The following is a 12209-nucleotide window of genomic DNA, read 5'->3' on the forward strand; positions in this document are numbered from 1 at the left end:
GGCGCCGACTCCGTCGGCGCGGGGTTTGGCCCCCCTTGGTCCCTGCGTTCAGCCCCGCGATACTCGCGGCTGCGCCGCATTGTCTCGCGGGGCTGAACGCAGGGACGGGCCAAACCCTCTCAGGGCCTCGCTGAACTCGGCGCTGCCGTGGGCGCGTAAGGGGCCGAGGGCTACATGTTCGGGGTGACCTTCTCGATCAGCGGGCGGACCTGGTCGAACGGGATATCCGGGATGGAGTAGACCTTCTTGCCGGCGGCGGTGGCGGCCGAGAGGGTCGCCAGGCCGGCCCGGCGCTGCCAGAAGGTCTGCCGGACGGTCCAGCCGATGATGCCCGGTGCCTCCAGGCAGGAGCGTTCGCGGTCGAGGGAACCGGATCGGACGACCAGCCAGGTTGGGGCGCCGTCCTCCGCCGGGAGAACAGCGTGGCCGAGGCCGCGGTAGCGGTCTTCGGCGAGCAGAACGCAGATCAGGGCCAGTGCGGCCGGGAGCAACCACCACCACGCCGTGAAATCCCCGCCGGCGACGGTCACGACCACCAGAACGAGCGCGATGAGCAGCACCGGCCAGAACGCCCGGATATGGCGGCGCCGCCGGGCTGCCGGTCCATGTGGCGTGAGGGCGACCCGGGCCGGCGCCGAAAGCCGCGGTAACGCGACGGGATCCGCGACGGGATCCGCGACGGGGCGTTCCCGGCGCGGGCGGAGCAGTTCGGCCAGGGTGTGTTCGACGGCAGGCCGGGGCGACTGCGGCAGGATCTTCTGCCGCGGGTTCTCCCCGGTCATGATCGCTTCGAGTTGCGCGGCACCCGCGATCCGCAGCAACAGGGGTTCGATAATGGTGGCTCCGCGTAACCGGGCGGTGTCGAGCGTGATCTGGCGCAGCGTGAACAACCCTCGCCGGATCTGCAGGGTGCTGCCGTAATCGGTGACGCGTAAACCGAAATAGGTGATCAGATAGTGCGCGCAGGCCGCGGCGCTGACGACGACCACCAGGACGGCCAGGATCGACACCGCGGCGATCACCAGCACCGCCGGGCCGATATCGCGCACCGTGTTCACCGTTTCCCGGTTCACCTCGATCTCGGCGGGGCCGAGGCCGAATTGGGAGACGGCACCGAGGGCGGACGCGGCGAGGGCGAACCCGGTCAGCGACAGTGGGGCGTAGCGCACCCATTGCGCCTGCCAGTGCCCGATTTCGCGGCCGGTCCCGGGCCCGGATTCCTGGTCGGTCGCAGGCGCGAATGCGCGGCCGGGGGCGAATCCGGTGTCGGTGCCGGTGGCGGGTCCGTGGTCCGCCGCGGGACCGAAGTCGTGCGCCGCGCCGATATCTCCCTGGGCGGCCCCGGTTTCCTTCCGGAGTGTGCCGGCAGCGCCGCTGTCGGCGGATACATGGGGTGCCCGGGTGTGGGCCAGCAGTTCGGTACGCAGCGGCCGCACCTGGTCGGCGGCCAGGGCGTCGAGGGAGAACTTGTCGTCCGATTCGGCTTCCTGTCCGGTGCCGATCACCACCGCGGCCAGCCCCAGGATCCGATGCAGGGGGTCGGCTTCGATATCCACCGAGCGGATCCGGGCACGCGGAACGGACAACCGTTTGCGCTGGATCACGCCGGTGCGGAGTTCGATATGGGTGGGACCCATGCGGTAGGTCGTGGTGAACCAGAGCGCCAGACCGTACGGGATCACCACGATCGGACCGAGTAGACCCCACAGCGGATTCCCGGAGCTGAACCCGACGATCACGGCGCCGATCATCGCGGGCAGGAACTTCACCACCGCCTGAATCGGATGCACCAGCAGCATCCGGCGGTCGAGCCGCTGCCACGGCGCTTCGGCAGAGGGCGCGGGGGGCTCGCTCATGTCGCGTCCCCACGGTGCCGGGCGGCGATCTCGGCCAACCGGGCCACCGTCTCATCGGCCAGCGGCCGTTCGAGCAGGCCGATCCGGACCGCGCCCGCCGAGGACGCCGTGGTCACGGTGATCGTCGACAGCCCGAGCAGCCGCTCCAGCGGACCGCGTTCGGTATCCACGGTCTGCACCCGGGAAATCGGCGCGACCCGGCTCTCCAGCGACAGCCAGCCCACCCGGCTGTACACCGCATCCTCGGTCACCTGCCAGCGGTGCACGGAATAACGCAGGCGGGGCACTACGATCGTCGCCAGTACGGCCACGGGAACGACGATCACCGCCGCGGCCACCTGCCAGGAGCGGCGATCGGGATCGGCGACGGCCCACGCCACCAGCGCGATGACGACGACGAGCCAGGTCAGGGCGATTTCCACGGTCCACAGCGTTTTGGCGCGCGGGCTGGGCCGCCATGCGGGTTCGAGTAGCGGATCGGGTGTGCGTGGCGGGCTGTCCGGCGACATGGATTCATGGTCGCACGGTTACCGGGTGCGCTCGGCGCGACGGATGAACGGGCGACAGGCCTGCGGGCCTCTGTCCACGCACGATGACCTGCACGGAATAGCCCGTGATACACCGCGGTTGTGAACGCTCGACAACCTGGGAGGAGACAGTTCCGGATGTGTGCCGCATGATCGAGGGCGTGACCGACCTAGCCGAACCGACCGTCCCGACCCCCGAACCCACCCCGGCCGCGATGCGACGGGCGTTGCGCCGGGCGCGTGACGGGGTGACGCTGAACGCCGACGAGGCCACGGTGCTGCTGCACGCGCGCGGCGACGATCTGGCGGATCTGTGCCGCAGCGCCGCCCGGGTGCGTGACGCCGGGCTGGCCTCCGCCGGCCGCCCCGCCACCATCACCTATTCGCGCAATGTGTTCATCCCGCTCACCCATCTGTGCCGGGACACCTGCCACTACTGCACCTTCGTCACCGTGCCGGGGAAGTTGCGCGCGCAGGGGCGCGGGATGTTCCTCGAACCCGACGAGGTGCTCGAGATCGCCCGGCGTGGCGCCGAACTGGGCTGCAAGGAAGCCTTGTTCACCCTCGGCGACCGGCCCGAAGCGCGCTGGCCGGAGGCCGCGCAATGGCTGGACGAGCGCGGTTACGATTCCACCCTCGACTACCTGCGCGCGGTCTCCATCCTGGTTCTCGAGGAAACCGGTCTGCTGCCGCATCTGAACCCCGGCGTGATGTCGTGGGAGGAGATCTCCCGGCTCAAACCGGTCGCCCAGTCGATGGGGATGATGCTGGAGACCACCGCGGCCCGGCTGTTCACCGAGAAGGGCAACTGCCATTACGGCAGCCCCGACAAGGATCCCGCGGTGCGGTTGCGCGCCATCACCGACGCGGGCCGGCTCTCCGTTCCCTACACCACGGGCATCCTGGTGGGGATCGGGGAGAACATGGCCGAACGGGCCGATACCATCCTGGCGATCCGCAAACAGCACAAGGCGTTCGGTCATATCCAGGAAGTCATCGTGCAGAACTTCCGCGCCAAGGACGACACCGCCATGCGGAACGCCCCGGACGCCGATCTGACCGAATTCCTGGCCACCATCGCGGTCACCCGGCTGCTGGTGGGGCCGGATGTCGCGGTGCAGGCGCCCCCGAATCTGGTGTCCGGCGAGGAATGCCGCGCGCTGCTCGACGCGGGAATCGACGACTGGGGCGGCGTCTCGCCGGTAACCCCCGACCACGTCAATCCCGAACGGCCCTGGCCCAACCTCGACACGCTCGCCGAGCTCACCGCGAGCGCCGGTTTTCAGCTGGTGGAACGCACCTCCGCACACCCGAAGTATGTGCGGGCCGGTAATCCGTGGATCGACCCGCGGATCGGCGCGCATGTCGCCGCGCTCAGCGATCCGCAGACCGGGCTGGCGAACGCGGACGCGCTTCCGGTGGGCCTGCCCTGGCAGGAACCGGACGAATCGTGGGAATCCGCGGGCCGCACGGACCTCAACACCGCTATCGACACCACCGGCCGCAATACCGATACCCGCAGCGATATCGACAACGCCTTCGGCGACTGGGACACCATTCGCGAACAGGTCCGCGATCTCGCCGCGGCACCGCAGCGGCTGGACGCGGATGTGCTGGCGGCCCTGCGCGCCGCCGAGAAGGATCCGGCGGGGCTCACCGACGCCCAGTATCTGGCGCTGGCCACCGCCGACGGTCCCGATCTGGACGCCGTCGCCGGCCTGGCTGACCAACTGCGCCGCGAGGTCTGCGGCGACGACGTCACCTATGTGGTGAACCGCAATATCAACTTCACCAATATCTGCTACACCGGCTGCCGTTTCTGTGCGTTCGCCCAGCGCAAGGGCGATGCCGACGCCTTCACCCTCAGCACCGACGAGGTCGCCGACCGCGCCTGGGAGGCGTATGTGGACGGTGCCACCGAGGTCTGCATGCAGGGCGGTATCGACCCCGACCTGCCCGTTACCGGTTACGCGGATCTGGTGCGCGCGGTGAAGGCGCGGGTGCCGTCCATGCACGTGCACGCCTTCAGCCCGATGGAAATCGTCAACGGCGCCTCCCGCGGTGGCGAAAGCGTCCGCGACTGGCTGACCGCCCTGCGGGAGGCCGGGCTGGGCACCATCCCCGGCACGGCCGCCGAAATCCTGGACGACGAGGTGCGCTGGGTGCTCACCAAGGGCAAACTGCCCGCTTCGGCGTGGATCGATGTCGTCACCACCGCGCATCAGGTCGGGATCCGGTCGAGTTCGACGATGATGTACGGGCACGTCGACAATCCCAGCCATTGGGTCGGGCACCTGCGGGTGTTGCGCGGTATCCAGGACGAAACCGGCGGTTTCACCGAATTCGTGCTGCTGCCGTTCGTGCACCAGAGCGCCCCGCTCTATCTCGCGGGCGCCTCCCGCCCCGGCCCCACCAACCGCGACAACCGGGCCGCCCACGCCCTGGCCCGGATCATGCTGCACGGCCGCATCGACAACATCCAGACCAGCTGGGTGAAACTCGGCACCACCGGCACCCAGGTGATGCTGCGCAGCGGCGCCAACGATCTCGGCGGCACCCTGATGGAGGAAACGATCTCCCGGATGGCCGGCTCCCAGCACGGCTCGGCGAAAACAGTGGCCGAACTCACCGAAATCGCCGAAGGAATAGGCCGCCCCGTCCGCGAACGCACCACCACCTACGGAATCCCCCCGACCCGCGGCCCCGTCCCCGGCTTGGAATTGGTCTGAACTACGCAGTCCCCCGCAACACAGAACCATCCAATGGCTCACCACCCCGCGCCGCCGGAGGCGGCGCCAAAAGATTAGGCCAGGCTTAGGCGGAGTAGCGTTCGGTGCACCAGGGATACTTGTGCGCGGGCGCAGTTACCCGGAGAAGAAGGAAGAGTAGGAGAGCGGGAGTGACCTACATCATCGCCGAACCGTGCGTTGACGTGAAGGACAAGGCGTGCATCGAAGAATGCCCCGTGGATTGCATCTACGAGGGTGGTCGCATGCTGTACATCCATCCCGACGAATGCGTCGACTGTGGTGCGTGTGAACCCGTCTGCCCGGTGGAGGCGATCTTCTACGAGGACGACACGCCCGACCAGTGGAGCGGCTACGTCAATGCCAACGTCGATTTCTTCGACGAACTGGGTTCGCCCGGTGGCGCCACCAAATTGGGCAAGGTCGATTTCGATCCGCCGTTCATCAAGGAACTGCCGCCGATGGCCGACGAGTAGAGCGATCGGTAGATGAGCACTGAGGTAACGCATCGGCCCCGGGTGAGCGCGGCTCTGCCGGATTTTCCGTGGGACACCATCGCGAGTGTGAAGGCGAAGGCCGCGGCGCATCCGGGCGGGTTGGTCGATCTGTCGGTGGGGACACCGGTGGATCCGGTGGACCCGCTGATCCGGGCCGCGCTGGGCGCGGTGGCCGAGGTCCCGGGCTATCCGACCACGCACGGCACGCCCGAACTGCGGGCCGCGGCGGTGGCGGCGCTGGCCCGGCGGTTCGGTATCACCGGTGTGGCCGAATCGGCCGTGCTGCCGGTGATCGGCACCAAGGAACTGATCGCCGGGTTGCCGCGGTTGCTCGGCCTGGGTTCCGCGGATCTGGTGGTGATCCCGGAGATCGCCTATCCGACCTATGAGGTCGGCGGCCTGCTGGCCGGAACCCGGATTCTGCGGGCCGACGGCCTCACCCGCCTGGGGCCGGAGAATCCGGCGCTCATCTACCTCAACTCCCCGTCCAACCCGACCGGCAAGGTGCTCGGGGTGGAGCATCTGCGCAAGGTGGTTTCCTTCGCCCGCGAACGCGGCGCGATCGTCGCCTCCGACGAGTGTTATCTGGGCCTGGCCTGGGACGAGCCGGCGGTGTCGATTCTGGATCCGCGGGTGTGCGAGGGCGACCACACCGGCCTGCTGGCGGTGCATTCGCTGTCGAAGACCTCGAATCTGGCCAGTTACCGGGCGGGTTTCGTCACCGGCGACCCGGAGCTGGTGGCCGAATTGCTGGAGGTGCGCAAACACTCCGGCATGATGGTGCCGTTCCCGATCCAGGCGGCGATGACGGCGGCACTGGCCGACGACGAGCACGAGGCCGCACAGCGTGAGCGGTACCGGGCGCGCCGCGAGATCCTGCGGTCCGCGCTGCTCGGCGCCGGTTTCCGGATCGACAATTCCGAAGCCGGCCTGTACCTGTGGTCCACCCGCGACGAACCCTGCCGCGACACCCTGGACTGGCTCGCCGACCGCGGTATCCTCGCCGCCCCCGGCGATTTCTACGGCCCCGCCGGCGCCCGCCACGTCCGCATCGCCCTCACCGCCACCGACGAACGAATCGCCGCCGCCGCCGAACGCCTGTAACCCACCTCGGCGGATCACCGCCCAGTGCTGAGCGTCGTCGCCGAGATGCGTACAGGGCCCCGGAGATTTACAGGACCTCGAAATCGAACGCGACCACGGCGGTGCCGAGTCTTACGAGGCCCTTGGAGGTTAGGGACCAAGGGGGCCAAAACCGCGCGTCGCCGAAGGCGACGCAGACAATACAGCGCTAGCCTTGGGTATGGACGCTGTCACAGTTGTCCCGACCCCCGTGAACGAACCGGTGCACACCTACGCGCCGGGCAGCCCCGAGCGGGCGAAGTTGCTCGGCAGGCTGGCCGATATCTCGGGCACCACCCTCGACATTCCGCTGGTTATCGACGGTAAACACCGTCCCGGGATCGGCGAGCGCCACGAGATCGTCGCACCGCATCGGCACCGGCAGGTACTCGGGACCTACACCAACACCACTCATGACGAAGCCGCCGCGGCGATCGAGGCGGCCACCGCGGCCGCCCCGGCCTGGCGTTCGCTCCCGTTCGACGAACGCGCCGCGGTGCTGTTACGGGCCGCGGATCTGCTGTCCGGTCCGTGGCGGGAAACCCTGGCCGCGGCGACCATGCTGGGGCAGTCGAAATCGGCGGCGCAGGCCGAAATCGACGCCCCGTGTGAATTGGTCGATTTCTGGCGGTTCAATGTGTCGTTCGCGCGCGGCATCCTGGCCCAGCAGCCGCAGTCGAGTCCGGGTGTGTGGAATCGGCTCGACTACCGGCCGCTCGAGGGTTTCGTCTATGCGATCACCCCGTTCAATTTCTCGGCCATCGCCGGGAATCTGCCCACCGCGCCCGCGCTGATGGGCAATACCGTGGTGTGGAAACCGTCGCCCACGCAGACACTGGCCGCGTATTACACGATGAAACTGCTGGAGGCCGCGGGTCTTCCGCCCGGGGTGATCAATATGGTCACCGGCGACGGGAAAGAACTCTCCGAAGTGGCGTTGACCGATCCCCGGCTGGGCGGTATCCATTTCACCGGGTCGGCACCCACGTTCCAGTATCTGTGGAGTCAGGTCGGTGCCAACCTCGGCCGGTATCGGGGATATCCGCGGCTGGTCGGTGAAACCGGCGGTAAGGATTTCATCGTCGCCCACCCCTCGGCCGATCCGGCCGCCCTGTGCACCGCGCTGGTCCGTGGTGCCTACGAATATCAGGGCCAGAAATGTTCCGCGGCATCGCGCGCGTATCTGCCGCGATCGCTGTGGCGGGAGATGGGTGCGGATTTCCTGGGCATCGCCGAATCGCTGAGCTACGGCGATATCTCGGATCTGTCGAATTTCGGGGGTGCACTGATCGATCGGCGCGCGTACGACAAAAGCGTGCGGGCGATCGAACGGGCGCGTTCGGCCGGTGTACCCATCCCGGTGGGCGGCACCTATGACGACAACGAAGGCTGGTTCGTCCGCCCCACGGTACTGATGGCCGACGATCCGCGCGACGAATCGTTCTCCACCGAATATTTCGGCCCGATTCTTTCGGTGCATCTCTACGACGACAATGTGCCCGGCGCCTGGGACTCGATTCTCGCCGAGGTGGAATCGGCGGCCCCGTACGCGTTGACCGGCGCCGTTTTCGCGCAAGACCGGCAGGCCGTGGACCACGCGTCGGAGCAGTTGCGGTTCGCGGCCGGGAACTTCTATGTCAACGACAAACCCACCGGCGCCGTGGTGGGCCAGCAACCGTTCGGCGGCGCCCGCGCCTCGGGCACCGACGACAAAGCCGGTTCCCCGCTGAACCTGTTGCGCTGGGTGGCTCCGCGGGCACTGAAGGAAACGTTCGTCCCGCACACCGATCACCGTTATCCACATATGGAGCCGGAATGAGCAGCCGGCCACCGGCTACCCGAGGCGAGCGGGGGGACCGGTGAATCCGCTGCGTCCGGCGATCCTCGCGGCCGCCGGATCCGACCGGGTGAAACGAACACTGACCACCAGCCCGGTGACGGCGTCCATGGTCCGGCGCTTCGTACCGGGCGAAACACGAACCCAGTTGGTGGCCGCCGCCCGGGAACTGCTGGCGAGCGGGCGGGCGGTGAGTGTCGATTTCCTCGGTGAATACACCACCGACCGGGGCCAGGCCGATGCCGCGGTGGCCGAGTATCTGGCGTTGATCAATGAATTGGCCGCGTTGGACACGAGTACCGTGCCGGCCGGGGCGGCACCGCTGGAGGTTTCGGTGAAACTGTCGGCGCTGGGCCAGTGGCTCGGTGCGGACGGCCCGGCGATCGCCGCCGAGAACCTCCGGGTGCTGTGCACCAAGGCGGCCGAGGCCGGGGTGTGGGTCACCGTGGACGCCGAGGACCATACGACCACTGCCGCGACGCTGGCCGCGATCCGGCAGGTGCGACCGGATTACCCGTGGCTGGGCACGGTGGTCCAGGCCTACCTGTATCGCAGCGAGGACGACTGCCGCGATCTGGCGGACGCGGGCGCCCGGGTGCGCCTGTGCAAGGGCGCCTACAAGGAACCGGATACGGTGGCCCATCAGCGCCGCGCCGAAGTGGACAGCGCCTATCTCCGGTGCCTGCGGGTCCTGATGCACGGCGCGGCCCGGCCGCTGGTGGCCTCCCACGATCCGGCACTGATCGCGGCGGCGGCCGGACTCGCGGCGCGGACGGGCCGGGGTCCAGGCGAGTTCGAGTACCAGATGCTGTACGGCATCCGCGACGACGAACAATTACGGCTGGCCGGGCAGGGCGATTTCGTCCGCGTCTACGTTCCGTACGGCACGCAGTGGTACGGGTATCTGATGCGGCGGCTGGCCGAACGTCCGGCCAACCTCGCCTTTTTCGCCCGCGCCCTGGTCGGCCGGTGAGTTCTAGACCAGTGGTTTGCCCTTGCGCATGCGCCGGCGCATATCCCACAGGTAATAGTTCATCGGGAATTGGCGCAGGAACCGCGGCTGCAGTTTCAGGGAGAAACCGATGAGCTTCATGGTCCGGTCGAACCAGCGCTGATTGCCCTCGGTCCAGTCGATGTACATTTTCTCGCGGATCTGCGGGGGCAGGCATCCGGAGACCACGAAGCGGTGGAATTTCGCCGACATCCAGCGCACCGGCAGCGGCAGCATCTTCAGGTCGATGAGGTCGTTGAAGTACGCGCGGGTGGTGTCGTCGATTTCCAGGTTGTCCAGATTTTCTTCCCAGAATTCCCAGAACGCCGCGCGGTTCGGCGGCCACATCTCCGGCCGCACCTGCAAGGTGGTGCCGAGCCGGATGCTGTGCGCGTAGAAGGTATCGGCGGTGGCCTCGTCCATCGGGCCCTGGACTTTTTCCAGCAGGTCCACGAATCCGAAGTACAGGCAGGCCGCGACCCAGAGCTGCAGTTTCGGGTCGAAGGCGTTGTATTTGACCGGGCTGGTGGGTTTGGTGCGGATATGGCGGTGGGAGGTGTTGACGGCCAGCCGGTAGGCGTTGCGTTCCTCCTCGGTCCCCAGCATGGCGACCGCCAGGTAGGTGAGGGTGGTGCGGAGCCGTTTGAACGGATGCACCATCACATTGCCGCTCTTGACGTCGCTCTCCATGACGCCGTAGGCGACCGGACGCAAACCCAGCTGCATGATCACATTCGCGGTGCCACCGAGGAAGGCGGTGATTCCGACGATATGGTCCTCGACATCGAAATCGGGTGCGTACAGCGGGCGGGGTTCGGGCTCGCTCTGGGGCGCAGGCCAGGGAGCGGTCATCGGTGACCTCTTTCGTATGAGAAGATTATATGATAACCATCTCATTCACTCGATGTCGCGTCAACCATCGCCGTAATTGTGCAATGCTTGGTCTGTCATTGCATCACTGAGCGCGGGAGGGTGCCGAGATGGGTGCGCTGGCTCAACTGTTGCCGCTGGTGCGGTCGCCGCGCCGGGACCAGGACCAATCGGTGCTGGCCGCCGCGTTGCAGGCATTTCTCGATTTCGGCATCAAACGCACCAGCATGGTGGAGGTCGCCCGGCGCGGCGGCCTCTCGCTGGCCACGCTGTACCGCCGGTTCTCCAGCAAATCCGACCTCATCCAGGCCGTCGGATTGCAGCAGACCCGCGAGTTCATCGAGGGTGTCGACGCCGCGGTACAGCGGCAGATCGATCGCGACGCGGGCGCCGAGGACCAGATCGTGGAGCTGTTCGTGGCCTTCCTCGACGGGCTGCGCAGTAACGAACTGCTCTACCGGCTGCTCGACACCGAACCCGAGATCGTGCTGCCGTACCTCACCACCAAGGGTGCCCCGGTGATCGAACTCGGTCGCGATTACCTCGCCGAATTCGTCACCCGCCTGCAGGACGAGGGCAAACTGCCGGACTACGACCCGCTCCCGGTGGCCGAGATGGTCGCGCGGACCGCCCTGTCGCTGGCGCTGACACCGCAGACGGTGATCCCGCTCGGCGACGAGCTCGCCGTACGCAAATACGCCCGCGATCATGTCGCGGTCTCCTTCCGGGTGCCGGCCACGGATTCCTGAACGCGCATCGGCGGAATCAGACCAGCTTCATCCCCAGCTTGCGCCGCATCCGGAAATCGAACAGATAGGCGTTGACCGGAAAACTGCGCAGTGTCGTGGGCAGGGCCGCCGAGACCCGGCCGAGGGTGCGCAGCATCCGGGCGAACCGGCGTTCGTCCCGGGCCGACCACCGCATCCCCATCTCAACGCGCAGATGCGGGGGGAGCAGGCCCGCGGTGACCCAGCGGTTGAACCGGGCACCGGCCCACTGGACCGGTCGCGGGAACATCTTCAGATCGACGATCTCGTCGAGCATCGCGCGGACCGGCGGGTCGATCTTCGTGCGGGTCAGATTCTCGGCCCAGTAGCGGTCGAACGCCTCCTCGTCGGCCGGCCACATCTCCGGCGGCACCTGCAGCGTGGTGCCCAGGCGTGCGGAATTGCGGTAGATCCTTTCCTGCACCTCGGGGTCGATACTGCCGTGCATACGTTCCCGCAGGTCGCGGGCGCCCCAGTACAGGCAGGCCGCAACCCACAGCTGCAGGTTCCGGTCGAAGGCGTTGTAGCGCACCGGGCTCTGCGGCGTCGAACGGACCTGGCGATGAGAGGTGTCGACGGCCCGCCGGTAGGCGACCCGTTCCGGCTCCGTGCCCAGTAGCGCCACCGCCAGATAGGTCAAAGTGGTCCGGGTGCGTTTGACCGGATGCAGGGTGAGTTTGCCGCTGTCGACCGGGCTCTCCAGCACTCCGTACCCGACGCCGGGGGCGGCCAGCTGCATGATCACATTCGCGGCCGCACCGAGTACGGCGGCGCCGTCGATGTACTGCCGGAAATCGAAATCCTGGTGGTCGGCGGGGATCGGATCCGGGCGGCCGTTGCCGGTGCCGGATCGGGGGTTCGGCTCTTCGGCAGGAGAGCTGGTCATAGCGAGCACCGTTCCGAGATGTGCGAAGGTTGTTCGTTCACCTTCTCGCCGTGTCACATATGTGTCAAGCGTCACTGAAGGACAGGTGTACTACTGTCTCGGTCACCGG

The 12209-nt window shown here is 67.6% G+C and carries 10 protein-coding genes; 6 read left to right on the forward strand and 4 right to left on the reverse strand.

Translation table 11 applies throughout. The features are described from left to right. Positions 1-170: 170 nt before the first annotated feature. Together ACQEVO_RS00880 and ACQEVO_RS00885 are read right to left on the reverse strand one after the other, a co-directional pair. Entirely contained in the window at positions 171-1856 is a 1686-nt protein-coding gene (locus ACQEVO_RS00880) for a PH domain-containing protein (RefSeq protein WP_432907722.1), read from the reverse strand. Continuing rightward, positions 1853-2365, reverse strand: coding sequence for a PH domain-containing protein (locus ACQEVO_RS00885; RefSeq protein WP_432907725.1), 513 nt, complete (start codon positions 2363-2365; stop codon positions 1853-1855). Before ACQEVO_RS00885 ends, ACQEVO_RS00880 begins: the two co-directional genes overlap by 4 nt. Positions 2366-2532: 167 nt before the next feature. Here ACQEVO_RS00885 and ACQEVO_RS00890 point away from each other — a divergent pair, with 167 nt between their 5' ends. The 5 genes from ACQEVO_RS00890 to ACQEVO_RS00910 all read left to right on the forward strand — a co-directional run bounded on the left by ACQEVO_RS00890 (position 2533) and on the right by ACQEVO_RS00910 (position 9559). Further along, entirely contained in the window at positions 2533-5112 is a 2580-nt protein-coding gene (locus ACQEVO_RS00890) for a bifunctional FO biosynthesis protein CofGH (protein WP_432907727.1), read from the forward strand. A 170-nt stretch (positions 5113-5282) separates the two neighbouring features. Further along, positions 5283-5606: a ferredoxin gene (gene fdxA, locus ACQEVO_RS00895; RefSeq protein WP_058854051.1), complete on the forward strand. Its 324-nt coding sequence runs from the start codon at positions 5283-5285 to the stop codon at positions 5604-5606. Between the two features lie 12 nt (positions 5607-5618). Beyond that, a complete protein-coding gene (gene dapC, locus ACQEVO_RS00900) occupies positions 5619-6731 on the forward strand; it encodes a succinyldiaminopimelate transaminase (protein ID WP_432907731.1) in 1113 nt (370 codons plus the stop codon). Positions 6732-6930: 199 nt separating this feature from the next. Then, positions 6931-8568: an L-glutamate gamma-semialdehyde dehydrogenase gene (gene pruA / locus ACQEVO_RS00905; RefSeq protein WP_432907734.1), complete on the forward strand. Its 1638-nt coding sequence runs from the start codon at positions 6931-6933 to the stop codon at positions 8566-8568. Positions 8569-8608: 40 nt separating this feature from the next. Next, positions 8609-9559 (forward strand): proline dehydrogenase family protein, encoded by a 951-nt coding sequence (locus ACQEVO_RS00910; RefSeq protein WP_432907737.1) that lies wholly within the window; start codon positions 8609-8611, stop codon positions 9557-9559. A 3-nt stretch (positions 9560-9562) separates the two neighbouring features. Here the strand turns inward: ACQEVO_RS00910 and ACQEVO_RS00915 are convergent, their stop codons facing one another. After that, entirely contained in the window at positions 9563-10429 is an 867-nt protein-coding gene (locus ACQEVO_RS00915; RefSeq protein ID WP_432907739.1) for an oxygenase MpaB family protein, read from the reverse strand. 128 nt (positions 10430-10557) lie between these two features. Here ACQEVO_RS00915 and ACQEVO_RS00920 point away from each other — a divergent pair, with 128 nt between their 5' ends. After that, complete coding sequence (locus tag ACQEVO_RS00920) at positions 10558-11196, forward strand: TetR/AcrR family transcriptional regulator (protein WP_432907741.1); 639 nt, start codon at positions 10558-10560, stop codon at positions 11194-11196. A gap of 16 nt (positions 11197-11212) precedes the next feature. Here ACQEVO_RS00920 and ACQEVO_RS00925 read toward each other — a convergent pair whose 3' ends face one another. Continuing rightward, entirely contained in the window at positions 11213-12100 is an 888-nt protein-coding gene (locus ACQEVO_RS00925; RefSeq protein ID WP_432907743.1) for an oxygenase MpaB family protein, read from the reverse strand. Positions 12101-12209 lie beyond the last annotated feature (109 nt).

The organism is Nocardia sp. CA-290969 (genome assembly GCF_050936135.1).
Taxonomy (GTDB): Bacteria; Actinomycetota; Actinomycetes; order Mycobacteriales; family Mycobacteriaceae; genus Nocardia.